Here is a 25,419-nt window from a genome sequence, read left to right as displayed (position 1 = left end):
ATGAGCCATCCCGATAACCTCGTCGAAATCCGCGACCTCTCCGTCGCCTTCGTCAACGGCGACAGCAGCCGAAGCGTGGTCAACCACATCAGCTTCGACATCCGCCGTGGCGAGACCCTGGCCCTGGTCGGTGAAAGCGGCTCCGGCAAATCGGTCACCGCCCACTCGATCCTGCGTTTGCTGCCCTACCCGCTGGCCCAACATCCCAGCGGCAGCATCCGCTACGCCGGCGAAGACCTGCTCAAGCTGCCCGAACGCACGCTGCGCGGCATCCGTGGCAACCGCATCGCCATGGTGTTTCAGGAGCCGATGACCTCCCTGAACCCGCTGCACAGCATCGAAAAACAGATCAACGAGGTGCTTGCCCTGCACAAGGGGCTGCGCGGCAAGGCCGCCACCCAACGCACCCTGGAGCTGCTGGAGCTGGTCGGCATACCCGAGCCACACAAGCGCCTCAAGGCCCTGCCCCACGAACTGTCGGGTGGCCAACGCCAGCGCGTGATGATCGCCATGGCCCTGGCCAACGAACCTGAACTGCTGATCGCCGACGAGCCGACGACCGCGCTGGATGTGACCGTGCAGTTGAAGATCCTCGAGTTGCTCAAGGACCTGCAGGCGCGCCTGGGCATGGCCATGCTGATCATCACCCACGATCTCAAGCTGGTACGCCGCATCGCCCAGCGCGTATGCGTGATGCAGAACGGTGAGTTGGTCGAGCAGGCGGATTGCGAGACGCTGTTCACCACGCCGCAGCATCCCTACACCTGTGAGCTGCTGGCGGCCGAACCGGATGGCGACCCTGTCGCCAGCGAAGACGCCGACACCTTGCTGCAGGTGGAAGACCTGCGGGTCTGGTTCCCGATCAAGAAGGGCCTGCTGCGCCGCACGGTCGATCACGTCAAGGCCGTGGACGGCATCAACTTCAGCCTGCAGCGTGGCCAGACTCTGGGCATCGTCGGTGAGAGCGGTTCGGGCAAATCGACCCTGGGCCTGGCCATCCTGCGGCTGATCGGCAGCCAGGGCGGCATCCGCTTCGGCGAGCATCATCTCGACGGCCTGTCGCAGCGCGACGTGCGCCCGCTACGACGGGAAATGCAGGTGGTGTTCCAGGACCCGTTCGGCAGCCTCAGCCCGCGCATGACGGTGGGCATGATCATCGGTGAAGGGCTGCGCATCCATCGCATTGGTAGCGCGGCCGAACAGGAACAGACGATCATCGATGCCCTGCTGGAAGTCGGCCTCGATCCGGACAGCCGGCACCGTTATCCCCACGAGTTTTCCGGTGGCCAACGCCAGCGCATCGCCATCGCCCGCGCTCTGGTGCTCAAACCGGCGCTGATTCTGCTCGACGAGCCGACATCGGCGCTGGATCGCACCGTGCAGCGCCAGGTGATCGACCTGCTGCGCTCGCTGCAGGCCAAGTACAACCTGAGTTACCTGTTCATCAGCCATGACCTGGCGGTGGTACGCGCGATCAGCCATCAACTGATGGTGGTGAAACAGGGCCAGGTCGTCGAGCAAGGTGACGCCAGGCAAGTGTTCCAGGCGCCTCAACACCCCTACACCCAGCAGCTCCTGGAAGCGGCGTTCCTGACCAAGGGACCCGAGACAGCCTGAAGCCGGCGCCTGAGCCTGCCATGAACCTGCGGTGCAGGTCGCCGCAGACTCGCGATGGCGCTGCCGTATTACCGACCTAAACCTGCAGATACACAAAGGCCCCGAAATCGGGGCCTTTGTCGTTGTCGCGGTGAGTCTTAGAAGCGCTCGATATCCGCCTTGCTTTCCAACAACCTGCGATACGCCGCGAAATCCTCCTGGCCACTGCGCGAAGCGAGGAAGCGGCGGTACATGGCTTTCTCCTCGTCGGTCAGGGCCTGCTCGGGCTCGCTGACGCCCTTCAGGCGGATCACCACGAAGTCGCCGTTGCCCAGGGCAATGCCGCTGAACTCGGACTTCTCACCGGTCGGCTTGGGCATCCGGAACAACGCCTGCAGCACGGCCGGGTCGACGCCATCCTGGTTGCGGGTGGCCGCCTCGACGACTTGCCACTCGGCACCTTCAGGCTTGACCTTGCCATCATGCAGATCGCTGACCATCTGCTCACCAGCGGCCTTGGCCGCCTCACTGGCGCGGGTCCTGGTCAGCTGAGCACGAATGCTGTCGCTTACCTGATCGAGCTCCAGTTGCTGTGGCTTGCGGTGCTCCTTGACGCGGACGACCACCAGGGTGTTCGGGTCGAGTTCGATGGCACTGCTGTTGCTGCCATCTTCCATCACTTCCTGGCTGAATGCGGCCTGCAGAACCTGACGGTTCGCGGCGATGCCTTCACCGCCCTGGCGACCGAACGGCTCGCTGGTCTGCACCTTCAGGCCCAGTTCCTGGGCAGGCTGCGCCAGATCCGAAGATTCGAAGGCTGCGTCTTCGAGCTGCTTGGTAGCCTCGACGAAACGCTGCTCGACACGCTGGGTTTTCAGGTCGGTCTCGAGCTTTTCCTTCAGGCTGGCGAACGTCGGCACTTCAGGTGCCTGTACGCCCAGCAGCTTGATCAGGTGCCAGCCGAACTCGGTGCGCACCGGAGCCGATACTTCATCCTGCTTCAGGGCGTAGAGCGCGTCCTCGAAGGCCGGGGCGTAAACGCCCTTGCCCGCATAGCCGAGGTCACCACCCTCGCTGGCCGACCCTGGATCCTGGGAGAACTCCTTGGCCAGCGCGGCGAAGTCTTCGCCGCGCTGCAGACGCTTCTGAACGTCGTCGATCTTGGCCTTGGCCTGTTCGTCGCTGACGTCGCCGCCAACTTCGATCAGGATGTGAGCAGCCTGACGCTGCTCGGCCAGGTTGGCGATTTCCGACTCGTAGGCCGCTTGCATTTCGTCGTCGCTGACGGAAACCTGCGAGAAGAATGCATCTTTCTTCAGTTCGACGTACTCGATGACCACCTGCTCGGGGCTCATGAACTGCGACTGCTGAGCGTCATAATAGGCTTTCACGTCGTCTTCGCTGACCTTCACCGCGGCGCCGTCAGCCTTGATGGTGCGGGTCGCGAAATCACGAGTCTGCTTTTCGAGGCGCGCGAAAGCGGCCACTTCTTCATCGGTGACGAAGCCGCTACCGGAAAGACCGGCGCGCAGCTGACCGATCAGCATTTCCTGCTCGAGCATCTGGCGGAACTGCATACGGGTATAGCCGAGCTGACGAATCACCTGGTCGAAGCGGTCGGCATTGAAGCGCCCTTCCACCTGAAACTCGGGCGTCTGCACGATCACCTGATCGAGAGCCGCTTGCGAAAAGGCGAAATTGGAATTCTTGGCGCCCTGCAACAGCAGCGAGCGTTCGATCAGCCCTTTGAGAGAGGCATCGCGCAGCAGGCGCTCATCAAGCATGGAAGCGTCGAAATCCTTGCCCAGTTGCTGCAGCAACTGACGGCGCTGCATCTCCACAGCCTGGTTAAGCTCGTTCTGGCTGATTTTCTCGCCATTCACGTCGGCAGCGTTCTGGCTGTTGCCCGTGCCGGTAATGATCGCGTCAACGCCCGTCAACGCCATGAGAACGACGATCAGGCCGATGATGGTTTTGGCAATCCAACCCTGTGAATTGTCCCTGATATTTTGCAGCATGCTTCCCCCAGAACGGCCACATACAAAGAATGGCCGCGCAGCGTGGGTAAAATCCGGATAGAAGAAAGGCGCATCCTGGGATGCGCCTTCTCGTAACGTGCGAAGCGGATCGGGATCAGAACTCTACAATCCCCGGCGTGACAGACCGCTTGGTCTTATTGCCGCCCCACAACCGAGCCGGGATTAGCCGACCCGGCGGGCAAAGGCCCGAAGACGCTTAGTTGACGGCGTCTTTCAGCGCTTTACCAGCTTTGAAACCTGGGATCTTGGCAGCAGCGATGCTGATCGGCTTGCCAGTCTGCGGGTTGCGGCCAGTGCGAGCAGCGCGCTCTTTGACAGCGAAAGTACCGAAACCAACCAGTACAACGGAATCACCAGCCTTCAGAGCGCCAGTAACGGATTCAATCACTGCGTCCAGCGCACGGCCAGCGACAGCTTTCGGGATATCAGCAGATGCGGCGATGGCATCGATCAGTTCCGACTTGTTCACTCTAAGTCCCCTTAATTTCGGTTTAGGTTGTTTCTTGATTTTAATGGAAGCGAATCGGGTGCTGGATGGCCTACCGACACGGTAAGAGCCGCTTTATATCAAGGGCTCCAAAAAAGTGTCAAGGAAGGCATCCGGCTAATGCGTGCTGATTCGCTCCTTGGAATCAGACTCGCGTTTTTCATCCTTTGCAACCAACTCCGGAGCCGCGTCTGGCAAGGGCTCCGGCGCGTATTGCAGCGCAATTTGCAGGACCTCGTCAATCCATTTAACCGGTTTAATCTGCAGGTCCTGCTTGATGTTCTCGGGAATCTCCTTGAGATCGCGAACATTCTCCTGGGGAATTATCACGGTTTTGATTCCACCACGATGAGCGGCCAGCAGTTTTTCCTTCAGACCGCCAATGGCCAGCACCTGACCGCGCAGGGTGATTTCCCCGGTCATGGCGACATCGGCACGCACCGGAATCTGCGTCAGCGCCGACACCAGCGCGGTGCACATGCCGACACCGGCACTCGGGCCATCCTTGGGCGTAGCGCCCTCTGGCATGTGGATGTGGATATCGCGTTTTTCATAGAAATCCGGGGCCACGCCAAGACTCTGGGCACGGCTGCGGACCACGGTTTGCGCGGCCGTGATCGATTCGACCATGACGTCGCCCAGCGAGCCGGTCTTGATCAGGTTGCCCTTGCCGGGCACCACGGCCGCCTCGATGGTAAGCAATTCGCCGCCCACCTGAGTCCAAGCCAGACCGGTCACCTGACCGATCTGATCCTGCTGTTCGGCAAGGCCATAACGGTGCTTGCGTACGCCCAGGAAATCCTCGAGCGCGTCGGCGGTAACGACGACATGGAAGCGTTTTTCCTTCGCGTGCTTCTTCACCGCACGCCGGCAGACCTTGGCGATTTGCCGTTCAAGGCTACGTACGCCTGCCTCGCGCGTGTAGTAACGAATGATGTCACGGATCGCCGCTTCCTCGAATTCCAGCTCGGTTTTCTTCAAACCGTTGGCCTGAATCTGCTTTGGCGCGAGGTACTTGGTGGCGATATTGACCTTTTCGTCCTCGGTGTAGCCCGGCAGACGAATCACTTCCATGCGATCCAGTAGCGCGGCTGGGATGTTCATGGAGTTGGCGGTGCACAGGAACATCACGTCGGACAGGTCGTAGTCGACTTCCAGATAGTGATCGTTGAAGTTGTGGTTCTGCTCCGGGTCGAGCACCTCGAGCAGCGCCGAGGCGGGATCACCGCGCATGTCCTGGCCCATCTTGTCGATTTCATCGAGCAGGAACAGCGGGTTGCGCACGCCGACCTTGGTCATCTTCTGGATCAGGCGGCCGGGCATGGAACCGATATAGGTCCGGCGGTGGCCGCGGATTTCAGCCTCGTCACGCACGCCGCCGAGCGCCATACGCACGAACTTGCGATTGGTCGCGCTGGCGATCGACTCGGCCAGCGAAGTCTTGCCCACGCCAGGCGGGCCGACCAGGCACAGCACCGGGCCCTTGAGCTTCTTCACCCGCTTCTGCACGGCGAGGTACTCGAGGATGCGCTCCTTGACCTCCTCGAGGCCGTAATGATCGGCATCGAGGATGTTCTCGGCGCGCGCCAGGTCCAGACGCACCTTGCTCTGGGCCTTCCACGGCACATTGACCAGCCAGTCGATGTAGGAGCGCACCACCGTCGCCTCGGCGGACATCGGCGACATCTGCTTCAGCTTGTTCAGCTCGGCCTGGGCCTTGCCGTAGGCTTCCTTGGTCAGCCCGGCGTTTTCAATGCGGCGCTTGAGTTCGTCGAGCTCGTTATGACCCTCTTCGCTGTCGCCAAGCTCCTTCTGAATAGCCTTCATCTGTTCATTCAGATAGTACTCGCGCTGGCTGCGCTCCATCTGCTTCTTCACGCGGCCACGAATACGCTTCTCGACCTGCAGCAGATCGATCTCGGCGTCCAGCAGGGCGAGCACGTGCTCGACCCGGGTCGGCAGATCGACGATTTCGAGAATTTCCTGCTTCTGCTCGATCTTGAGCACCATGTGTGCGGCCATGGTATCGACCAGGCGACTGGGCTCATCGATGCTGTTCAGCGAGGACAGCACCTCGGCCGGCACTTTCTTGCCCAACTGCACGTACTGCTCGAACTGGCTGAGCAGGCTGCGGGTGAACACCTCGCTCTCACGCTCGGGCGCTTCGACTTCGTCGAGCAGCTGCACTTCAGCAGCGCTGTAGCCGTCGGCCTCGATGAACTGCTCGATCTCGCCGCGCTGCTCGCCCTCGACCAGTACCTTGACGGTGCCATCGGGCAACTTGAGCAGTTGCAGCACGGTGGCTACGGTGCCAACGCGGTAGAGCCCCTCTTCACTCGGCTCATCGTCCGCGGGATCTTTCTGGGCGAGCAACAGGATCTGCTTTTCGCCATTCATCGCCGCTTCGAGCGCTTCGATGGATTTCTCCCTGCCCACGAAAAGCGGGATGACCATGTGCGGATAGACCACGACATCGCGCAAAGGCAGGAGAGGCAATTCGATGGTTGTCTTCATGATTTTGAGCCCTACGGCGGCCTTGCGGCCGTAAACGGTGGGATTACCCTTGGCCCTAAGATGGGGGCAGCCCCACGAAAAAACAAGCGTTGCCGGCTGTAAAAGCAAAGGGGCCCGCAGGCCCCTTACTTACAACGTATGACGAACGCGTTACGCGTCAGGCGCCACCTTGGCAGGCGGCTCGCTGTTTTCGTAGATCAACAGCGGCTTGGAGCTGCCGTCGATCACGCTTTCATCGATGACCACCTTGCTGACGTCCGATTGCGACGGAATGTCGTACATGGTGTCGAGCAGCACGCCCTCGAGAATCGAACGCAGGCCGCGTGCGCCGGTTTTGCGCTCCAGCGCCTTCTGGGCAACCGCCTTGAGCGCGTCGGGACGGAACTCGAGGTCCACGCCTTCCATCTCGAACAGCTTGCCGTACTGCTTGGTCAGCGCATTCTTCGGCTCGGTGAGGATCTGCACCAGCGCCGCTTCGTCGAGCTCTTCCAGGGTAGCGATGACCGGAAGACGGCCCACGAACTCCGGAATCAGGCCGAACTTGACCAGATCGTCCGGCTCGATTTCACGCAACGACTCGCCGATCTTCTTCTCGACGTCCTTGGTGCGCACCTCGGCGTTGAAGCCGATGCCGCCCTTGGTCGAACGGCCCTGAATCACCTTCTCGATGCCCGCGAACGCGCCACCGCAGATGAACAGGATATTGCGCGTATCGACCTGCAGGAACTCCTGCTGCGGATGCTTGCGACCACCCTGGGGCGGAACGGAGGCAACGGTGCCTTCGATCAGCTTCAGCAGCGCCTGCTGCACGCCCTCGCCCGACACGTCACGGGTGATCGACGGGTTGTCGGATTTGCGGGAAATCTTGTCGATCTCATCGATGTAGACGATGCCCATCTGGGCCTTCTCGACATCGTAATCGCACTTCTGCAGCAGCTTCTGGATAATGTTCTCGACGTCTTCACCTACGTAGCCAGCCTCGGTAAGGGTGGTCGCATCGGCGATGGTGAACGGAACGTTGAGCAGGCGCGCCAGGGTTTCGGCCAGGAGCGTCTTGCCCGAGCCGGTCGGGCCGAGCAACAGGATGTTGCTCTTGCCGAGCTCGACGTCATCCTTCTTCTCGCGCTGGTTGAGGCGCTTGTAGTGGTTGTAGACCGCGACCGCCAGGATCTTCTTGGCACGTTCCTGCCCGATCACATACTGATCGAGGATCGCGCTGATTTCCCGGGGAGCCGGCAGCTTGTGCGCACTGCTCTCGGCCTGGGCTTCCTGCACCTCCTCGCGGATGATGTCGTTGCACAGGTCGACGCACTCGTCGCAGATAAATACCGAGGGGCCAGCAATCAATTTGCGCACTTCATGCTGGCTTTTGCCGCAGAAGGAGCAATAGAGCAGCTTGCCGTTGTCCTCGCCGTTGCGGGTGTCAGTCATTCGATCAATCCAATACCGTAGGCTTAAAACACAAGATGGAGCCAAACCGGGGCATTTTCAAGCCCGATGTGCCGCTGACCGACTATCGTCGGCCAGCGCGCGTGATGCTTCAGCCGATTTGCTCGCGACGGCTGTGTACCTTGTCGATCAGGCCGTAGTTGACCGCTTCCTCACCGCTCATGAAACGGTCACGGTCGGTATCACGGGCGATCACTTCGATCGGCTGACCAGTGTGGTTGGCCAGTACCTGGTTCAGGCGCTCGCGAATGAACAGGATTTCCTTGGCATGGATTTCGATATCCGAAGCCTGGCCCTGGAAGCCACCCAGCGGCTGGTGGATCATCATGCGCGAATGCGGCAGGCAGTAACGCTTGCCCGCAGCGCCGCCAGCCAGCAGCAACGCACCCATGCTGCACGCCTGACCGATACAGGTGGTCGACACGTCCGGCTTGATGAACTGCATGGTGTCGTAGATCGACATGCCAGCGGTTACCGAACCGCCTGGTGAGTTGATGTACAGGTGGATGTCCTTGTCCGGGTTCTCGGCTTCGAGGAACAGGAGCTGCGCGGCAACCAGGTTGGCCATGTAGTCTTCGACCGGGCCGATCAGGAAGATCACGCGCTCTTTGAGCAGGCGCGAATAGATGTCGTAGGCGCGCTCGCCACGAGCGGACTGCTCAACGACCATGGGAACCAGACCGCCAGCGGCCTGGATATCGGACATTTGCTGCATGAAAGGATTGTGCGACATTTCCAGCATTCGCTCCCTAGTAAAAGTCATGTCTCGAATACGCATAAGCCAGCACTGAGGCTGGCTTATGGTGTTCTCGAACGAGGCGAAGAGATCAGGCGGCTTGTGGAGCTTCTGCCGGCTTGACTGCTTCTTCGTAAGAGACCGATTTGTCAGTCACATTGGCCTTCTGCAAAACAGTATCTACAACTTGCTCTTCCAGTACAACCGAACGCACTTCGTTCAGTTGCTGGTCGTTCTTGTAGTACCACGCCACGACCTGCTCAGGCTCCTGGTAGGCCGAGGCCATTTCCTGGATCAGCTCACGTACGCGGGCGTCGTCAGGCTTGAGTTCGAACTGCTTGACCACTTCGGCGACGATGAGGCCAAGGGATACACGGCGCTTGGCTTGCTCTTCGAACAGCTCGGCCGGCAGTTGATCCGGCTTGATGTTGCCACCGAACTGCTGAACGGCCTGCACGCGCAGGTTGTTCACTTCGCTGGCAATCAGCGCCTTCGGCACGTCGACCGGGTTGGCGGCCAGCAGGCCTTCCATCACCTGGTTCTTGACCTTGGACTTGATGGCCTGGCGCAGTTCGCGCTCCATGTTCTTGCGAACCTCGGCGCGGAAACCTTCCAGACCACCTTCCTTGATACCGAACAGGGCGAAGAACTCGTCGTTCAGCTCCGGCAGTTGCGGGGCGGAAACGCTGTTGACCTTGACGGTGAATTCAGCGGTTTTGCCAGCCAGGTCGAGGTTCTGGTAGTCCTCGGGGAAGGTCGGGTTGATCACGCGCTCTTCACCGGCCTTGGCGCCGACCAGGGCGTCTTCGAAGCCCGGGATCATGCGCCCGGAGCCCAGCACCAGTTGAGTACCGGTGGCAGAGCCGCCTGCGAAGGCCTCGCCGTCGATCTTGCCGACGAAGTCGATGTTCAGCTGGTCGTCTTTCTCGGCAGCACGCTCTACGGCTTCGAAACGGGTGTTCTGCTTGCGCAGGATGTCCAGCATGTTGTCGACATCGGCGTCGGCCACTTCAGCCTGCTGACGCTCGATGGCGATGCCTTCGAGGCCGCTGACCTTGATTTCCGGGAACACTTCGAAGGTGGCGACGAACTCCAGGTCCTTGCCCTTCTCCAGTACTTTCGGCTCGACCGAAGGCTGACCGGCAGGGGCGAGTTTCTGTTCGGCCACTGCCTCATAGAAGGAAGACTGGATGACGTCGCCTACCGCTTCCTGGCGTGCGTCGGCTTCGAAACGCTGGCGAATCACGCTCATCGGCACCTTGCCGGGGCGGAAACCAGGGATCTTGGCTTTCTGGGCAGTCTGCTGCAGACGCTTGTTGACCTGGGTCTCGATGCGCTCGGCCGGCACAGTGATGCTCATGCGGCGCTCGAGAGCGGAAGTGCTTTCAACAGAAACTTGCATGGATATTCCTCGTTGCACAGACGTATGCCGGCCGCTTACCGGCCCCATTCAAGGGCATGCATTCTAGAGGGAGGTGTTGCAGAAGTCACCCTAGATGCAGGTGGCAAACGGGAGGGGCGTAAAGATGGTGCGGACGGAGAGACTCGAACTCTCACGCCTTGCGGCGCTGGAACCTAAATCCAGTGTGTCTACCAATTCCACCACGTCCGCGTGGTAATACTTTTTACAAACAAAAACGCCAGGCTTTTTAGGGCCTGGCGCTTTCAGAATATGGGGTGGACGAAGGGGATCGAACCCTCGACACCAGGAGCCACAATCCTGTGCTCTACCAACTGAGCTACGCCCACCATATTGCTTTACTGCTATTCACTTGTGCCGACACACCTAGTGGCGCACCCGGCAGGACTCGAACCTGCGACCATCCGCTTAGAAGGCGGATGCTCTATCCAGCTGAGCTACGGGCACTTATCCATCCACCAGAGCAGACTTCAAGCTTCGGCTAGAGCGGCTACTTTCGTTGCTGCCGTTGCCACTTTACCCTGTCACTTGCTGTGCTCGCCAAGTGGTGCGCATCTTATAGAGGCGCCCCTGAGGCGTCAACACCCAAATCGAAAAAAATTCAGTTAGATAAAGGAGTTACACCAAATCTGCGTTCTGCCGCCTTTGCCCTTCCTTAATGCCATGCGAGAATGCGCGTCCTTTTTTCTCCCTTTCGATGGTTAACCAAGCGCAATGACCGCACAACTGATAGATGGCAAAGCGATTGCCGCCAATATCCGCCAGCAGATCGCCCAGCGCGTCGCCGAACGACGCGAGCAGGGGCTGCGCGCGCCCGGCCTGGCAGTGATCCTGGTCGGCAGCGACCCCGCCTCTCAGGTATATGTCGCGCACAAGCGCAAGGATTGCGAGGAAGTCGGCTTCATCTCCCGCGCTTATGATCTGGACGCCGAAACCAGCCAGGACGAATTGCGCGACCTGATCGATTCGCTCAACGAAGACGCCAGCATCGACGGCATCCTGCTTCAGTTGCCTCTGCCGGCCCACCTGGACGCCTCGCTTCTGCTCGAGCGCATTCGCCCGGACAAGGATGTGGACGGCTTTCACCCCTACAACATCGGCCGCCTGGCGCAACGCATGCCCCTGCTACGCCCCTGCACCCCGAAGGGCATCATGACCCTGCTGGCCAGCACCGGCCAGGACCTCTACGGCATGCACGCCGTGGTGGTGGGTGCGTCGAACATCGTCGGCCGCCCGATGGCCATGGAACTGCTGCTGGGCGGCTGCACCGTGACGGTCACTCACCGCTTCACCAAGGACCTGGCCAGCCATGTGGCTCAGGCCGATATCGTCGTGGTCGCCGCCGGCAAGCCGGGCCTGGTCAAGGGCGAGTGGATCAGGGAAGGCGCGATCGTCATCGACGTCGGCATCAACCGTCAGGCCGATGGCAAGCTGATCGGCGACGTGGTCTACGAGACCGCCCTGCCCCGCGCTGGCTGGATCACTCCTGTACCCGGCGGCGTTGGCCCGATGACCCGCGCCTGCCTGCTGGAAAACACCCTGCACGCCGCAGAGCACCTGCACGCCTGACGCGCTGCCTGCGGCAAGAACGGCGCCCAGGTCAGGCCGTGTGAAAACTACTGCGCTCGGTCATGCAGCGTTAAAAACCGGCTCGGATGCGAGTCCAATCAAAATGCTCATTTACAGCTCGTAAACTGCGCTTTTTCGCCGCTTTTTGCCTTGCCTGACCTTCGCTCGCTACGTTTTTCACACAGCCTGAGGTGGCGCCGTTTTCGTTTCAGCCCAGCGAGCGCGTGGCGCCCTGGGGTTTGCGCACGAACCACAGCACCCGACTGACGCCTCGGGTGACGGCGACATAGCCCAGGCGCAGGCTTTCGTCTGCCATCGCCTGGTCGTAGCTGTTGGCGAAGAAACCACTGTAGGCGTACAGCGCATTACGCAGTGGATGAGGCGTAGGCGGCAGACAGTCATCGACGATGATCGCTACCTCGGCCTGCAGCCCCTTGGCACGGTGGATGGTATAGGCCTTTACCGGTAACTGGCGGTCGAAACCGGCCTGAATGTCCCTCAGGGTGTCGTTGCGTCGCCCGAGCAGGAGCACCGCAGTGCGCTCCTTGGAACCGATATCACGCGCATAGTCGCATTGCGCTGCAATGGTCCGTTGCAGCTCACCCATGTCGCGGGCCAGGTCGAACGGCGCCAGCAACTTCACGCCATGGCCGCCCGCCGGTGTGTGGCGGATCGGCGTGGTCACCTTGTCCTGCTTGAAGGCCACGGCGTCGAGCATGGATTCAGCGTCGCGAATCACCGGCTCGATGCAGCGATAGTTGGCTTGCAGCATCAGCACCGCACTCTTGCCTTTGCTTTTGCTCGGAAAATGCCGATCGAAGGCCATGAACAACTCGGGAGAACTGCCGCGCCAGCCATAGATCGACTGCCAGTCATCGCCGATGGCCATCAGGCTCACCGCGCGGGCCGTGCCGACCAGGCGCCTGTGCAGCGCTTGCAGCCATTGCACGATCTGCGGCGAGATGTCCTGGAACTCATCGATCAGCAGATGGGAAAAGCCCTGTAGCGCATCGGCACCCAGGCGCCCGTCGGCTTCATCGAGCAACTGCGTCAGCTGCTGGAAGGCACCATTGAAGGTCATCAGGCCCTGCTGGCTCAGCTGCTGGCCAAAGGCCTTGCAGAATGCCTGCAGAGCCAGGAGAAAGGTTCGCTCGGCAGGCGAGCAGCAGAGCGCGGCTACCGTCATCCGCTCGATGGAAATGCCGATGCTCTCGATGAAACCGGCCTGGGTGTAGAACACCTCGAACAGCGGCGCAGCATGCAGCTCACCCGCCAGCCTGAACGGCTGCATGGGCGCTTTAGGCAGCGCCTTTTGCGGATCGGGCAGCGCGGAGCCGAGCAGCTCGTGAACCCAGCCACGAAAGGCCGGGTCATCGGCATAACAGGCCTGATAAGCACCCTTGAGCAAGCGTGTTTGTGCCGGCCCCAGGCGCCCGCCCCCCAACGGGTTGTCCGGCTCGCTCGCCGACGCGCGTTTATCACCCAACTGCTCGAACCAGGTGGGATTGCCCAGAACCTGGCGCGCCAGCACGCTCATCGCCGAGTGAAAGGTACGCACGCACGGACCAACATCCGCCGAGAACTGCCAGAAGCCGAGCACGCTCACCAGTCGCTCACGCAGTTCGGCGCAGGAGGCGTTGGTAAAGGAGATCACCGTCAACCGTTCAGGCTCGACGTTCAGGTGACAGAGCATGAACACCACGCGCAGCACCAGGGTGGTCGACTTGCCCGAACCCGCTCCGGCGAAGATGCGGGTCAGTGGTTGGCGACAGAGAATCATCGCCCACTGCTCGTCGGACGGCGCGCCGATGACGCCCGCCGCGACGGCCCGCGCCACGGTCTCGCGCATTGCCTGCTCCTGGGCTGCGCTCACCTTGATTGCCGCTGCCGAGTAGATGCCGGCGCTAGCGCGCCTTACCGGCTTTTTTGTTGCCGGCTCCCCCTTGGCTTTGTCAGCGCTCACCCGCTTGGCACCGCGCTTTGTTGCTGCGCTCTTCTTCTGCGCCAGCGGTTTCTTGGCCGCGACCTTTGCGCGCTCGGCAGCAGCCTGCTTCTCGGCTTCGAGGTAGGCGGCGGTCCGCGGAAAATAGCGAGTCAAGGCACTGGAGAGCAGCAGTTTGTAGCGGGTCAGCATGGGTTTTCCGTGGCGTTGCGATGTTGGCGTCTGGAAATGAAAAGGCCGCGTTAGCGGCCTTTTGGATGCAGCGGGCGATTACTCGGCGAGGCGCCAGGTGGTACCACCCTTGCCGTCTTCGAGCACCACGCCGAGCGCAGTGATCTGATCGCGGATGCGATCGCTTTCCGCCCAGTTCTTGTCGGCACGGGCCTGCAGGCGCGCGGCGATCAGCGCCTCGACCTCGGCGGCGTCGACCTTGCCTTCGGCGCCGGCCTTGAGGAAAGCATCCGGCTCCAACTGCAACACACCGAGTAGACCAGCCAACGCTTTGAGCTGCGCCGCCAGGCCGGCAGCCGCCTGTACGTCCGACTCGCGCAGGCGATTGACCTCGCGAATCATCTCGAACAGCACGGCGCAGGCTTCGGGCGAGTTGAAGTCGTCGTCCATCGCCGCGTTGAAGCGCTCGACGAAGGCCTCGCCACCGGCAGGCTGAGCCTGCGGCAGACCCTTGAGGCCATTGTAGAAACGCTCCAGGGCGCCCTTGGCTTCGCGCAGGCTCTCTTCCGAATAGTTGATCGGGCTGCGGTAGTGGCTGGACACCAGCAGGTAGCGCACCACTTCGGGGTGGTACTTCTCCAGCACCTCGCGGATGGTGAAGAAGTTGCCCAGGCTCTTGGACATTTTCTCGCCGTCCACGCGCACCGCACCGGCGTGCATCCAGGCATTGGCGTACTGCTTGCCGGTAGCCGCCTCGCTCTGGGCGATTTCGTTCTCATGGTGCGGGAACACCAGGTCCGGGCCGCCGCCGTGAATGTCGAAGGTCTCGCCGAGGCAGCAGGTGGACATCACCGAGCACTCGATGTGCCAACCCGGCCGGCCCTTGCCCCACGGCGACGCCCAGCTCGGCTCGCCCGGTTTGGCGGCTTTCCACAGCACGAAGTCCAGCGGGTCTTCCTTGACTTCGTCGACCTCGATGCGCGCACCGATCTTCAGTTCGTCGATCTTGCGACGCGACAGCTTGCCGTAGGTTTCGAACTTGGTGACGCGGTAATACACGTCGCCATTGCCCGGCGCGTAGGCATAGCCCTTGTCGATCAGGGTCTGGATCATCTGGTGCATGCCGGCGATGTGCCCGGTGGCGCGCGGCTCGATATCCGGGCGCAGCACGTTCAGGCGACCTTCATCCTCGTGCATCGCCGCGATCATGCGCTCGACCAGCGCCTCGAACGGTTCACCGTTCTCATTGGCGCGTTTGATGATCTTGTCGTCGATGTCGGTGATGTTGCGCACGTAGGTCACGTCATAGCCGCGATGGCGCAGCCAGCGAGTGACCACGTCGAAGGCGACCATCACCCGGGCGTGGCCGATGTGGCAGAAGTCGTACACGGTCATGCCGCACACGTACATGCGCACGCTGTTGCCTTCAAGCGGCTTGAAGGGTTCCTTGACCTTGCTGAGCGTGTTGTAGATTGACAGCATCTTAAAATTCCTCAAGAACGGCTTTCAAAGCAGCGAGCGAAGATCAGGCAAGGCGGAGCGAGGTGAGGACGCGGAGTGTACTCAAGTACATGAGCAGTCCGATCCACGCTCCAACGTAGCCTGATCGAGCGCAGCAATTTGACAGTCGTTATTGCCCCCACGAGTCGCGCAGCGTGACGGTCCGGTTGAACACCAGCGCATCGGCGGTGGAATCCTTGTCGAGACAGAAGTAGCCCTCACGCTCGAACTGGAAACGGTCGTCAGCGGCGGCCTTGGCCAGCGACGGCTCGGCGCGGCAGCCGCTGAGCACCACCAGCGAATCCGGGTTGATGTTGTCGAGGAAGCTACCGCCCTCTTCGGCCTTCTCAGGGTTGGCCGAGCGGAACAGCCGATCGTACAGGCGCACTTCGCATTCGACGCTCTCGGCGGCCGGCACCCAGTGGATCACGCCCTTGACCTTGCGGCTTTCCGGGTTCTTGCCCAGGGTGTTCTCGTCGTAGGAGCAGCGCAGTTCGACGATGTTGCCGGCTGCGTCCTTGATGGCTTCGTCGGCGCGGATCACGTAACTGCCGCGCAGGCGCACTTCACCACCAGGGATCAGGCGCTTGTAGCCGTCCGGCGGAGTTTCTTCGAAGTCGCTGGCGTCGATGTAGATCTCACGGGAGAACGGCAGCACGCGGGTGCCCATGTCCTGCTTGGGATGGCGCGGCAGCTCGAGGTTCTCGACCTGGCCTTGCGGGTAGTTGCTGATCACCACCTTGAGCGGTTTGAGCACGCACATGGCGCGCGAGGCGTTGGCATCCAGGTCTTCGCGGATGGCGAATTCCAGCATGCCGATATCCACCAGGCCGCCGGCGCGGTTGACGCCGATCATGTCGCAGAAGGTGCGGATCGATGCCGGCGTATAGCCGCGGCGGCGGTAGCCCGAGAGCGTCGACATGCGCGGGTCGTCCCAGCCGTTGACGTGCTTCTCGTCGACCAGCTGCTTGAGCTTGCGCTTGCTGGTGATGGTGTAGTTCAGGTTCAGCCGGGCGAATTCGTACTGACGCGGCTGCGCCGGCACCGGCAGGTTGACCAGGAGCCATTCGTACAGCGGGCGGTGATCCTCGAACTCCAGGGTGCAGATCGAGTGGGTCACGCCTTCGATGGCATCGGACTGGCCATGGGTGAAGTCGTAGCTCGGGTAGATGCACCACTTGTCACCGGTCTGGTGATGGTGGGCATGGCGAATGCGATAGAGGATCGGATCGCGCAGGTTCATGTTGCGCGAGGCCATGTCGATCTTGGCGCGCAGCGAACGGGCGCCGTCCGGGAACTCGCCGGCCTTCATGCGGGCGAACAGGTCGAGGTTCTCTTCCACGCTGCGCTCGCGGTACGGGCTGTCCTTGCCGGGGGTGTTCAGGGTGCCGCGGTATTCGCGCGCCTCGTCCGGGGTCAGGTCGTCGACATAGGCCTTGCCGGCCTTGATCAGCTCGACGGCCCAGTCGTGCAACTGGTCGAAGTAGTTGGACGCGTAGCGCTCCTCACCGGCCCACTCGAAGCCCAGCCAGCGGACGTCGTCCTTGATGGCGTCAATGTATTCCTGGTCTTCCTTGGCCGGGTTGGTGTCGTCGAAACGCAGGTTGCACGCGCCACCGAATTCCTGGGCCAGGCCGAAGTTCAGGCAGATCGACTTGGCGTGGCCGATGTGCAGGTAGCCGTTGGGCTCCGGCGGAAAACGGGTGATGATCTTGGCGTGCTTGCCGGCGTCCAGGTCGGCCTGAACGATGGGCAGCAGGAAATTGGCGGCTTTTTCGACGGTGGGCTTGCTCATGGTGTCCTTAGCGCGTGGATTGCGGCACAGGGTAGGCCGACTAAAACAAAGCGCTTATCATAGCCCAAGCTGTCAACCCCCTGACAGGCCTTGGTGCCTGCTCACTGACCTTCGGGCAGCATTAATGCCCCGGTCAGCCTGGAGCGGCCCGCGTTTTTCTCGACAGAGCGATTAAACACATGATCAAGCTGCACACCAATCACGGCGTCATCACCCTCAAGCTGTTCGAAGACAAGGCACCGGAAACCGTCGCCAACTTCAAGGAATACGTGAAGAGCGGCCACTACGACGGCACCGTGTTCCACCGCGTGATCGGCAACTTCATGATTCAGGGCGGCGGTTTCGAGCCGGGCATGAAGCAGAAGCCGACTCGCTCGCCGATCAAGAACGAAGCCAACAACGGCCTCTCCAACAAGACCGGCACCGTGGCCATGGCCCGTACCATGGAACCGCACTCGGCCAGCGCGCAGTTCTTCATCAACGTTGCCGACAACACCTTCCTCGACCACAGCGCTCCGACCGTACAGGGCTGGGGCTACGCGGTGTTCGGTGAAGTGGTCGAAGGCCTGGACGTGGTCGAAGCCATCAAGGGCGTGTCCACCACCATGAAGTCCGGCCATCAGGACGTTCCGGCTGACGACGTGATCATCGAGAAGGCCGAGATCGCCGAGTGATTCTGCTGATCTCCGACCTGCATCTTGAAGAGGAGCGCCCGGACATTTCCCGGGCGTTCTTGCATTTTCTCGACACCCGGGCGCGCCAGGCCGAGGCGCTGTACATCCTCGGCGACTTTTTCGAAGTGTGGATCGGCGACGATGCCATGACGCCGTTCCAGCAAGGCATCGCCGAGGCGTTGCGGCGCCTTAGCGACAGCGGCACGCGCCTCTACCTGATGCACGGCAATCGCGACTTTCTGCTCGGCAAGGCATTCTGCCGCGAGGCGGGCTGCACCCTGCTCGGCGATCCCCATGTGCTGAACCTGAATGGCGAAAAGGCCCTGCTGATGCATGGCGACAGCCTGTGCACCCTGGATGTGGGCTACCAGAAGATGCGCCGCCTGCTGCGCAACCCCCTGAGCTTGTTCATCCTGCGCAACCTGCCGCTCAACACCCGCCACAAGCTGGCGCGCAAGCTGCGTTCGGAAAGCCGCTCGCAGACACGCATGAAGGCCAGCGACATCGTCGACGTCACGCCCGAGCAAGTGCAGCGGGTGATGGCGCAATACGGCGTGAAGACGCTGATCCACGGTCATACCCACCGCCCTGCCGTGCATGAGCTTCAGGTCGATGGTCAGCCGGCCAGGCGCATCGTGCTCGGCGACTGGGACAAGCAGGGCTGGGCGCTGCAGATCGACGAGAACGGCTTCAACCAGAGCCCTTTCGCTCTGGACTGAGATCAAAGGTAGCCCGGCGTTGAGCGACGCGATACCCGGGATTTTCTGCGATGAATCCCGCCTACGCCTGCGGAACGCCGCTGTGGAAGCGAAACTCGCTGTCGGGCGACTCGATCAGTTCCTGTTCCACCGCCCTCACCCGCTCAATCACCTGTTCGACGTCGGCGGCATCGCCATACTGATAGGCCAGCTTCAGGTAGCCCTGAAAATGCCGGGCCTCGCTCTTCAGCAAGCCGTAATAGAACTTGCCCAGTTCTTCGTCCAGGTGCGGCACGACCGCCTCGAAGCGCTCGCAGCTACGCGCCTCGATGAAGGCGCCGACCACCAGGGTATCGACCAGCTTGTAGGGCTCATGATTACGCGTCACCTTGCGCAGCCCCGAGGCGTAGCGCGCCGCGGATACCGGACGCAGGCCGATCTTGCGGCGCTTCATGATGCGCAGCACCTGCTCGTGGTGCACCAGCTCCTCGCGGGCCAGGCGCGACATCATGTTGATCAGATCGACATGGCAGCTGTACTTGGCCATCAGGCTAAGCGCCGTACTGGCCGCCTTGAATTCGCAGTTCTTGTGGTCGATCAGCATGATGTCCTGATTGGCCAGCGCGGCTTCGACCCAGGCCTGGGGCGTGCGGCAGCCGAGAAACTCATGGATTTCCGGCAGGCTCGGCGTGGCACTACGGCGGCCGGTAGCGGGTGACTGATCTGAAACTGTGACGGGAGATGACACGTGCATGGCCCATGAGCAACGAAAGGAGAAAAGCCCGAAACGCCTGCCCACCAGGAGGCGGCACAGGCAGCGCCAGGCATCGAGCCGGCTATTATAAGGCCGCCGACGGCAACCACCAGCCACCGGGTTTGATACCGATCAAGAACTTGCTGCGAAAGCACCCTCTATATTGATAACCACCGCCGCACGCAGAGGAACACGCCATGCAAGCCATCCGCAGCATTCTCGTGGTCATCGAGCCCGAACACGCCGACACCCTGGCGCTCAAGCGCGGCAAACTGATCGCCGGGGTCACGCAATCCCACTTGCATCTGCTGATCTGCGACGAGTCGGTGGATCACAGCGGGCATCTGCGTCAGCTATGCAATGCGGTGCAGCAGGATGGTTACAGTGTCAGCGCCCAGCAGGCCTGGCGCGGCAGCCTGCACGACACCATCGCCCATGCCCAGCAGACCGAAGGTTGTGGCCTGGTGATCAAGCAGCATCGCCCTGACAATCCCCTCAAGAAAGCGCTGCTGACGCCCGATGACTGGAAGCTGCTGCGCTATTGCCCCTGCCCGGTGCTACTGGTGAAAACCCTGACGCCCTGGAGCGGCGGCACTGTGTTGGCGGCGGTCGACGTGGGCAACATCGACGGCGAGCACCGCGCGTTGCACACCCTGATCGTCGATCATGGCTACGACATCGCCAAGCTGGCCAAGGCCGAGTTGCACGTGCTCAGCGCCCATCCATCGCCCATGCTGACCGCCGCGGACCCGACCTTTCAGTTGCGCGATACCGAGCAGGAGCGCTATCGCCAGGAATGCCAGGCGTTTCAGAACGCCTACGATATCGATGACCAGCACCTGCATATCGCCGAGGGCCCGGCCGATGTGCTGATCCCACAGCTCGCCCACGAGCTGCACGCGGCCGTGACGGTGATCGGCACGGTAGCACGCACCGGTTTCAGCGGCGCGCTGATCGGCAACACCGCCGAGGTGATTCTCGACACACTGGAGAGCGACGTGCTGGTGCTAAAGCCCGACAGCATCGTCGAGCACCTCGAGCAGCGCCTCGGCGAAGGCTGATCAGCCGCGCGGTGGATGGCGAGGCTTGCTGCGCAGGGGGTCGAGCAGCGCCGACAGGCCGTTGTGGTCGATCTCCTGCATCAAGGCCAGCAATTGGCCGATCTCGCCTTTCGGAAAACCCTCACGGGCGAACCAGTTGAGGTAGTGGCCCGGCAGGTCGGCGATCAGCCGCCCCTTGTACTTGCCAAAAGGCATCTCGCGGCTCACCAACAATTTCAGGTCTTCGGGTTTCATCGCATCGGCCGTGAGGATCAGCTGGGCGCAACATTATGCCGCAAGCGCTAGCCGGTTGGGCCGGCAGTTCAACTGAGGTAAGCTGCGCGCCGTTCACACTTGCAGGTACTCATCATGATTATCAAGGCACTGCGCCTGGGCCTCGGCCAACTGATCGTTCTCGGCGACCTCGCTACCCGACCGGCCAAGATGAAGCGTGCGCCCGAAGCGCAGGCTGCGGTCGAACAGGACGCCGGCAACCTGGCGCTGTATCAGTTCAAGGCCTGCCCATTCTGCGTGAAGATCCGCCGCAAGCTGCACGCGCTCAACGTGCCCGTGGCGCTGCGCGATGCCAAGAACGATGCCGCGGCCCGTAGCGAGCTGGAAAGTCAGGGCGGCAAGATCCAGGTGCCTTGCTTGCGCATCGAAGAAAACGGCCAGAGCACCTGGCTGTACGAATCCAAGGCCATTGCAGCCTATCTGGAACAGCGCTTCGCAGCGTAACGCCTGTAGCCCGGCGTAGAGCGAAGCGAAACCCGGGAGCAATTCTGCAGCCTCGCGAACGCTCCCTGCACATCGCTGCGCTCAGTGACAGGCTAGCGATCAAACCCGCAAAGGCGCAGCCGCAAACCGCCGGCTGCGCCTCGCTCTTACTGCGTTACCGCGACCTTGCCGACCATGCCGGCCTGGTAATGCCCGGCGATCAGGCAAGCGAAGTCGAAGGTGCCCGCCCGGTCGAACGTCCAGGTCACTTCGCCCTCCTCGCCCGACTGCACGTGCAGCATGTCCATGCCGGTATGCGCCATGTTCGGCTGCTGCAACATCATGGCAGCGTGCTCGTCCAGTTGCGCCTTGTCACCCAGCACGAACTCGTGCAGCAATTGCCCATCGTTGTGCAGCACCAGCCGCACCGTCTCACCGGCCTTGACCTCCAGCCGATCCGGCACGAAGCGCATCTGGTCGTTCATGCGGATATGCACCGTGCGCGTCGCTTCGGCGGCATCACCAGGAATGCCCCAGGGTTTCTGTTCGGCGTCTTGGGTAGCGTGGCCGGCACCATGGCCGCCAGCATGCTCATGCTCGGCAGCGTCGAGCACTGGCGCCTGGAGCAGCGCGGCAAGCGCCAGGCTGCTGATAAGGGTTGTGGTTTTACGCATCTTGTTTGCCTCGTTGACTCATCATCGGCGTGCACGACAGCACGCGGGTCATCTGGCGGGCCTTTACTGCCGCCAGGTGTCGTTTCGCGGAAATGATTCAGCCGATGAAGGCGCGAGGGGGCCGATCCGGGGTGTCGGCAATGTGCTCGAGGAAATGTCGATGCCAGGCAGCCTGCGGTCGATCCAGCGGCAACTGCGTGGCCGAGAGCACCCCAGGGCTCAAGGCGACCACGCCGACGCAGAACACGCAAAGGCTGCAGGCCGCGTGCCCGGGCGCCTTCTGCTTGGCGGGCTGCTGATGATGATGAGCACAATCCGCCTCGCACGAATGCGCATCACCCGAGAGATGCATGGCATGACCGTGGCCGCCGATCGAAAGCGCCATGCCCGCCTGCATGCCGGCCGCGGCGATGCCCTGGGCGGGCAAGGCCAGCGCCAGCAGACAGAGCAGCAGGATGCGAAGCGGGCGGCAAGACATCGGATACCGGGCAGGCAATGACAGACAGAGCCCGATTATGCCCAACTTGCAGCCGCGCGACTAACAGGTCGTTGAAAAACGTAGGTGAGGCAAGTTCTTCAAGAGCACTGCTAGTGCCGATGCGCCCGGCCGACATGAGAAACATCCTTCTCGGCGTGCAGCGTATCGCTGGTACTGAGTTGCCGGATGATCTCGCACGGCGATGATTGCTGATCCGCCAGACAGCTGTTGCGCAGTTCGACCAGTTGCTCCTGCAGCGACTGCAGGCTGGCGATTCGCGCGTTGACGTGCTCGATATGCTCGTCGATCAGGCTGTTGATGGCTTCGCAGTTTTCTGCCGGCCGACCGCGCAGGCTGAGCAATTCGCGGATCTCGTCGAGCGTCATGTCCAGGGTGCGGCAGTTGCGGATGAAGGTCAGCCGCTCGACGTGCTCCTGCAGGTAAAGGCGGTAATTACCTTCGCTACGCTGGGGCGCGGGCAGCAATCCTTCGCGCTCGTAGTAGCGGATGGTTTCTACCTGGCAGCCAGTTACCGTCGCTAATTCGCCAATTTTCATGATCACCTTTCTCCCAGTGCTTGACCCTATAGTGGCTACAGGGTGTTCACTCTGCAACAGGATAGTTGGGAGAGCCCCCATGTCGAACTGCTGTGATCATGACCATGCCCCGAAACCCGCACGCCCTCAGGAGACCTGCTGCGCGAGCGACACGACGCCTGCGTGCTGCACACCGGGCAGCCCGTTGGTCGCGGGGATCAGCGAGCCAGCCGGCAGCCAGGCGGCTCTCGCCACTGAAAGCAGCGCCCTGCGCATCGAGCAGATGTGCTGCCCGACCGAGGAAAGCCTGATCCGCGGCAAGCTGCAGCCGATGCCTGAGGTGCACGGCCTGCAGTTCAACCTGCTCGACCGCAGCCTTGTGGTCGAGCATCAGGCCGGGGCTGCGCCGCAGGTGATCGCGGCGATCGCCAGCCTGGGTATGCAGGCGCAACCTCTGGCCGCCGAGACCCGCGTGCGTATCGAGCAGATGGACTGCCCGACCGAGGAGCGCCTGATCAGCGATAAGCTGGCCCGCCAGCCCGGCATCGAGGCGCTGCAGTTCAACCTCATGCAGCGGGTGCTGACCATTCGCCACCGCCCGGACGCTCTGGAGCCCGCTCTGCGGGCGATCCGCGGGCTCGGCTTCACCCCGCAACTCGAAAGCGAAGGCCAGGCCGCGCCCGCCGAGCCTGCGGCCAGCGGCTTGCCATGGACGCTGATCGGTGCCGGCGTGGCCGCTTTCATGGCGGAACTGGTGCACTTCACCGACAGCGCGCCGCAGTGGGTGGTCGCACTGATCGCCCTGGGCGCCATCCTTACGGCAGGCCTCGACGTCTACAAAAAGGGCTGGATCGCCCTGAAGAATTTCAACCTCAACATCAACGCACTGATGAGCATCGCCGTAACCGGCGCCGTGCTGATCGGGCAGTGGCCCGAGGCGGCCATGGTCATGGTGCTGTTCGCCATCGCCGAGCGGATCGAGGCGAAATCCCTGGATCGTGCACGCAACGCGATTCGCGGCCTGATGGCCCTGACCCCGGAACAGGCGACGGTGCGCCAGGCCGACGGTAGCTGGCAGGCGCTCGACGTCGCCCAGGTGACCATCGGCAGCGTAGTACGAGTGCGCCCTGGTGAGCGCATCGGCCTGGACGGTCAGGTGCTCGATGGGCACTCGACGGTGGACCAGTCGCCAATCACCGGGGAAAGCCTGCCCATCGAGAAAACCGTGGGCGATACCCTGTTCGCCGGCACCATCAACCAGGGCAGCGCCTTGGAATACCAGGTCAGCGCTGCCGCCAGCAACAGCGCCCTGTCACGCATCATCAAGGCCGTCGAGGAGGCTCAAGGCGCACGCGCACCGACACAGCGCTTCGTCGACCGTTTCGCGCGCATCTACACACCGCTGGTGTTCCTGCTCTCCCTGGCGGTGGCCGTGGTGCCACCATTGTTGCTGGGTGGCAGTTGGTTCGACTGGGTCTACCGCGCTCTGGTCCTGCTGGTGGTCGCCTGCCCTTGTGCGCTGGTGATTTCCACGCCGGTAAGCATCGTCAGCGGCCTCGCCGCAGCGGCGCGCAAGGGCATTCTGGTCAAAGGCGGCGTGTATCTGGAGAACGGCCGACACATCACTCACCTGGCGCTGGACAAGACCGGCACCCTCACCCACGGCAAGCCGGTGCAGACCGACTACCAGGCGCTGGGGGATGCCGCCGGCTACCACACGCTCGCCGCCAGCCTGGCTGCCCGCTCAGACCATCCGGTTTCCCTGGCAGTGGCCAATGCAGCCCGGCAAGAGGCTGTCGAGCTGCACGAGGTACAGGCATTCGAAGCCCTGGCCGGGCGCGGCGTGCGGGGCGTGATTGATGGCCAGCGCTACCAGTTGGGCAACCATCGTCTGCTCGAGGAGCTGGGGCTTTGTTCGGCGGCGCTCGAGACCCGGCTCGACGAACTCGAGCGCCAGGGCAAGACGGTGATCGTGCTCAGCGACGAAGCCCGCCCCCTGGCCCTGTTCGCCGTCGCCGACACCTTGAAGGACAGCAGCCGCGAGGCCATTGCCAGCCTCCACGCCATGGGCATCAAGACCGTCATGCTGACCGGCGACAACCAGCACACCGCCCAGGCCATCGCCGTCCAGGTCGGCATCGACGAGGCCCGCGGCGACCTGCTGCCCACCGACAAACTGGCAACCGTCGAGGCCCTGCTCGCACAGAAAGGCGTGGTGGCCATGGTCGGCGACGGCATCAACGATGCTCCGGCCCTGGCCCGCGCCGATGTCGGTTTCGCCATGGCCGCGATCGGTACCGACACGGCCATCGAGACCGCCGACGTGGCGATCATGGACGACGACCTGCGCAAGATCCCGGCGTTCATCCGCCTGTCTCAGCAGACCGCGGCGATCCTTAAGCAGAACATCATGCTGGCCCTGGGCATCAAGGCAGTCTTCCTGGCCATGACCGTCACCGGCCATGCCACCATGTGGATGGCGGTGTTCGCCGATGTCGGCGTGAGCCTGCTGGTGGTGTTCAACGGGTTGCGGTTGTTGCGGAAGTAGTCATTTGCGTCTGTAGCCCGTCACTGAGCGAAGCGATGTGCGGGGAGCGGTTTCGCAATCGGCATGTGTAAGCAGCAAAAAC

General features: G+C 62.2%; 21 protein-coding genes and 3 tRNA genes. 7 read left to right on the top strand and 17 right to left on the bottom strand.

What is annotated here, in order from left to right; all coding sequences use genetic code 11:
* The gene (locus BVH03_RS10120) at positions 1–1,617 is read left to right on the top strand and encodes an ABC transporter ATP-binding protein (RefSeq protein ID WP_075961038.1); all 1,617 of its coding nucleotides are present in this window, start codon (positions 1–3) and stop codon (positions 1,615–1,617) included.
* A gap of 137 nt (positions 1,618–1,754) precedes the next feature.
* On the opposite strand, the gene BVH03_RS10115 is transcribed toward BVH03_RS10120, so the two are convergent.
* From BVH03_RS10115 to BVH03_RS10075, 9 genes are all read right to left on the bottom strand, one after another.
* Positions 1,755–3,614, bottom strand: a complete 1,860-nt coding sequence (locus BVH03_RS10115) for a SurA N-terminal domain-containing protein (RefSeq protein WP_075961037.1) — start codon at positions 3,612–3,614, stop codon at positions 1,755–1,757.
* A gap of 217 nt (positions 3,615–3,831) precedes the next feature.
* On the bottom strand, positions 3,832–4,104 hold the full coding sequence (gene hupB / locus BVH03_RS10110; RefSeq protein ID WP_003239952.1) for a nucleoid-associated protein HU-beta: 273 nt from the start codon (positions 4,102–4,104) through the stop codon (positions 3,832–3,834).
* A 135-nt stretch (positions 4,105–4,239) separates the two neighbouring features.
* Positions 4,240–6,636 (bottom strand): endopeptidase La, encoded by a 2,397-nt coding sequence (gene lon, locus BVH03_RS10105; protein WP_075961036.1) that lies wholly within the window; start codon positions 6,634–6,636, stop codon positions 4,240–4,242.
* A 150-nt stretch (positions 6,637–6,786) separates the two neighbouring features.
* Positions 6,787–8,067, bottom strand: a complete 1,281-nt coding sequence (gene clpX, locus BVH03_RS10100; protein ID WP_075961035.1) for an ATP-dependent Clp protease ATP-binding subunit ClpX — start codon at positions 8,065–8,067, stop codon at positions 6,787–6,789.
* A gap of 109 nt (positions 8,068–8,176) precedes the next feature.
* Positions 8,177–8,818 carry an ATP-dependent Clp endopeptidase proteolytic subunit ClpP gene (gene clpP / locus BVH03_RS10095; RefSeq protein WP_070887516.1) on the bottom strand — a complete coding sequence of 214 codons (642 nt, stop codon included), beginning with the start codon at positions 8,816–8,818 and terminating at the stop codon, positions 8,177–8,179.
* A gap of 94 nt (positions 8,819–8,912) precedes the next feature.
* Positions 8,913–10,223 carry a trigger factor gene (tig, locus tag BVH03_RS10090; RefSeq protein WP_075961034.1) on the bottom strand — a complete coding sequence of 437 codons (1,311 nt, stop codon included), beginning with the start codon at positions 10,221–10,223 and terminating at the stop codon, positions 8,913–8,915.
* Positions 10,224–10,348: 125 nt separating this feature from the next.
* A tRNA-Leu gene (locus BVH03_RS10085) sits at positions 10,349–10,433 on the bottom strand.
* A gap of 61 nt (positions 10,434–10,494) precedes the next feature.
* Positions 10,495–10,570, bottom strand: a tRNA-His gene (locus tag BVH03_RS10080).
* Positions 10,571–10,611: 41 nt separating this feature from the next.
* Positions 10,612–10,688 (bottom strand) — tRNA-Arg (locus tag BVH03_RS10075).
* Between the two features lie 267 nt (positions 10,689–10,955).
* On the opposite strand from BVH03_RS10075, the gene folD reads away from it, so the two are divergent.
* On the top strand, positions 10,956–11,810 hold the full coding sequence (gene folD / locus BVH03_RS10070; protein WP_075961033.1) for a bifunctional methylenetetrahydrofolate dehydrogenase/methenyltetrahydrofolate cyclohydrolase FolD: 855 nt from the start codon (positions 10,956–10,958) through the stop codon (positions 11,808–11,810).
* A gap of 208 nt (positions 11,811–12,018) precedes the next feature.
* Here folD and BVH03_RS10065 read toward each other — a convergent pair whose 3' ends face one another.
* The 3 genes from BVH03_RS10065 to BVH03_RS10055 form a co-directional block, all read right to left on the bottom strand.
* Entirely contained in the window at positions 12,019–13,944 is a 1,926-nt protein-coding gene (locus BVH03_RS10065) for a DEAD/DEAH box helicase (protein ID WP_075961032.1), read from the bottom strand.
* 78 nt (positions 13,945–14,022) lie between these two features.
* Entirely contained in the window at positions 14,023–15,405 is a 1,383-nt protein-coding gene (gene cysS, locus BVH03_RS10060) for a cysteine--tRNA ligase (protein WP_075961031.1), read from the bottom strand.
* A 148-nt stretch (positions 15,406–15,553) separates the two neighbouring features.
* Entirely contained in the window at positions 15,554–17,218 is a 1,665-nt protein-coding gene (locus BVH03_RS10055; RefSeq protein ID WP_075961030.1) for a glutamine--tRNA ligase/YqeY domain fusion protein, read from the bottom strand.
* A 179-nt stretch (positions 17,219–17,397) separates the two neighbouring features.
* On the opposite strand from BVH03_RS10055, the gene BVH03_RS10050 reads away from it, so the two are divergent.
* Both BVH03_RS10050 and lpxH read left to right on the top strand, forming a co-directional pair.
* Positions 17,398–17,892: a peptidylprolyl isomerase gene (locus BVH03_RS10050; RefSeq protein ID WP_075961029.1), complete on the top strand. Its 495-nt coding sequence runs from the start codon at positions 17,398–17,400 to the stop codon at positions 17,890–17,892.
* Entirely contained in the window at positions 17,889–18,611 is a 723-nt protein-coding gene (lpxH, locus tag BVH03_RS10045; protein ID WP_075961028.1) for a UDP-2,3-diacylglucosamine diphosphatase, read from the top strand. Before BVH03_RS10050 ends, lpxH begins: the two co-directional genes overlap by 4 nt.
* Positions 18,612–18,672: 61 nt before the next feature.
* Here the strand turns inward: lpxH and BVH03_RS10040 are convergent, their stop codons facing one another.
* A complete protein-coding gene (locus tag BVH03_RS10040; RefSeq protein WP_256574669.1) occupies positions 18,673–19,344 on the bottom strand; it encodes a tRNA-(ms[2]io[6]A)-hydroxylase in 672 nt (223 codons plus the stop codon).
* A gap of 197 nt (positions 19,345–19,541) precedes the next feature.
* On the opposite strand from BVH03_RS10040, the gene BVH03_RS10035 reads away from it, so the two are divergent.
* The gene (locus BVH03_RS10035; RefSeq protein WP_075961027.1) at positions 19,542–20,405 is read left to right on the top strand and encodes a universal stress protein; all 864 of its coding nucleotides are present in this window, start codon (positions 19,542–19,544) and stop codon (positions 20,403–20,405) included.
* Here the strand turns inward: BVH03_RS10035 and BVH03_RS10030 are convergent, their stop codons facing one another.
* Positions 20,406–20,639 (bottom strand): DUF3820 family protein, encoded by a 234-nt coding sequence (locus tag BVH03_RS10030; RefSeq protein WP_075961026.1) that lies wholly within the window; start codon positions 20,637–20,639, stop codon positions 20,406–20,408. It abuts the gene before it with no gap.
* Positions 20,640–20,753: 114 nt separating this feature from the next.
* On the opposite strand from BVH03_RS10030, the gene BVH03_RS10025 reads away from it, so the two are divergent.
* A complete protein-coding gene (locus BVH03_RS10025) occupies positions 20,754–21,122 on the top strand; it encodes a glutaredoxin (protein WP_075961025.1) in 369 nt (122 codons plus the stop codon).
* A 146-nt stretch (positions 21,123–21,268) separates the two neighbouring features.
* Here the strand turns inward: BVH03_RS10025 and BVH03_RS10020 are convergent, their stop codons facing one another.
* The 3 genes from BVH03_RS10020 to cadR form a co-directional block, all read right to left on the bottom strand.
* On the bottom strand, positions 21,269–21,775 hold the full coding sequence (locus tag BVH03_RS10020) for a plastocyanin/azurin family copper-binding protein (protein ID WP_075961024.1): 507 nt from the start codon (positions 21,773–21,775) through the stop codon (positions 21,269–21,271).
* A 97-nt stretch (positions 21,776–21,872) separates the two neighbouring features.
* Positions 21,873–22,253 carry a hypothetical protein gene (locus BVH03_RS10015; RefSeq protein ID WP_075961023.1) on the bottom strand — a complete coding sequence of 127 codons (381 nt, stop codon included), beginning with the start codon at positions 22,251–22,253 and terminating at the stop codon, positions 21,873–21,875.
* A 110-nt stretch (positions 22,254–22,363) separates the two neighbouring features.
* Positions 22,364–22,810: a Cd(II)/Pb(II)-responsive transcriptional regulator gene (gene cadR, locus BVH03_RS10010; protein WP_075961022.1), complete on the bottom strand. Its 447-nt coding sequence runs from the start codon at positions 22,808–22,810 to the stop codon at positions 22,364–22,366.
* A 418-nt stretch (positions 22,811–23,228) separates the two neighbouring features.
* Between cadR and BVH03_RS10005 the strand changes: the two genes are divergently transcribed.
* A complete protein-coding gene (locus BVH03_RS10005) occupies positions 23,229–25,337 on the top strand; it encodes a heavy metal translocating P-type ATPase (RefSeq protein ID WP_256574670.1) in 2,109 nt (702 codons plus the stop codon).
* Positions 25,338–25,419 lie beyond the last annotated feature (82 nt).

Source organism: Pseudomonas sp. PA15(2017) (genome assembly GCF_001945395.1).
GTDB lineage: Bacteria > Pseudomonadota > Gammaproteobacteria > Pseudomonadales > Pseudomonadaceae > Aquipseudomonas.
This window is presented reverse-complemented; position numbering and strand designations above follow the sequence as displayed.

Excerpts from the sequence above, each read along its gene's own strand:
- BVH03_RS10120 (WP_075961038.1), top strand. The coding sequence starts at position 1 with ATGAGCCATCCCGATAACCTCGTCGAAATCCGCGACCTCTCCGTCGCC.
- BVH03_RS10115 (WP_075961037.1), bottom strand. The coding sequence starts at position 3,614 with ATGCTGCAAAATATCAGGGACAATTCACAGGGTTGGATTGCCAAAACC.
- lon (WP_075961036.1), bottom strand. The coding sequence starts at position 6,636 with ATGAAGACAACCATCGAATTGCCTCTCCTGCCTTTGCGCGATGTCGTG.
- clpX (WP_075961035.1), bottom strand. The coding sequence starts at position 8,067 with ATGACTGACACCCGCAACGGCGAGGACAACGGCAAGCTGCTCTATTGC.
- clpP (WP_070887516.1), bottom strand. The coding sequence starts at position 8,818 with ATGTCGCACAATCCTTTCATGCAGCAAATGTCCGATATCCAGGCCGCT.
- tig (WP_075961034.1), bottom strand. The coding sequence starts at position 10,223 with ATGCAAGTTTCTGTTGAAAGCACTTCCGCTCTCGAGCGCCGCATGAGC.
- folD (WP_075961033.1), top strand. The coding sequence starts at position 10,956 with ATGACCGCACAACTGATAGATGGCAAAGCGATTGCCGCCAATATCCGC.
- BVH03_RS10065 (WP_075961032.1), bottom strand. The coding sequence starts at position 13,944 with ATGCTGACCCGCTACAAACTGCTGCTCTCCAGTGCCTTGACTCGCTAT.
- cysS (WP_075961031.1), bottom strand. The coding sequence starts at position 15,405 with ATGCTGTCAATCTACAACACGCTCAGCAAGGTCAAGGAACCCTTCAAG.
- BVH03_RS10055 (WP_075961030.1), bottom strand. The coding sequence starts at position 17,218 with ATGAGCAAGCCCACCGTCGAAAAAGCCGCCAATTTCCTGCTGCCCATC.
- BVH03_RS10050 (WP_075961029.1), top strand. The coding sequence starts at position 17,398 with ATGATCAAGCTGCACACCAATCACGGCGTCATCACCCTCAAGCTGTTC.
- BVH03_RS10040 (WP_256574669.1), bottom strand. The coding sequence starts at position 19,344 with ATGCACGTGTCATCTCCCGTCACAGTTTCAGATCAGTCACCCGCTACC.
- BVH03_RS10035 (WP_075961027.1), top strand. The coding sequence starts at position 19,542 with ATGCAAGCCATCCGCAGCATTCTCGTGGTCATCGAGCCCGAACACGCC.
- BVH03_RS10030 (WP_075961026.1), bottom strand. The coding sequence starts at position 20,639 with ATGAAACCCGAAGACCTGAAATTGTTGGTGAGCCGCGAGATGCCTTTT.
- BVH03_RS10025 (WP_075961025.1), top strand. The coding sequence starts at position 20,754 with ATGATTATCAAGGCACTGCGCCTGGGCCTCGGCCAACTGATCGTTCTC.
- BVH03_RS10020 (WP_075961024.1), bottom strand. The coding sequence starts at position 21,775 with ATGCGTAAAACCACAACCCTTATCAGCAGCCTGGCGCTTGCCGCGCTG.
- BVH03_RS10015 (WP_075961023.1), bottom strand. The coding sequence starts at position 22,253 with ATGTCTTGCCGCCCGCTTCGCATCCTGCTGCTCTGTCTGCTGGCGCTG.
- cadR (WP_075961022.1), bottom strand. The coding sequence starts at position 22,810 with ATGAAAATTGGCGAATTAGCGACGGTAACTGGCTGCCAGGTAGAAACC.
- BVH03_RS10005 (WP_256574670.1), top strand. The coding sequence starts at position 23,229 with ATGCAGGCGCAACCTCTGGCCGCCGAGACCCGCGTGCGTATCGAGCAG.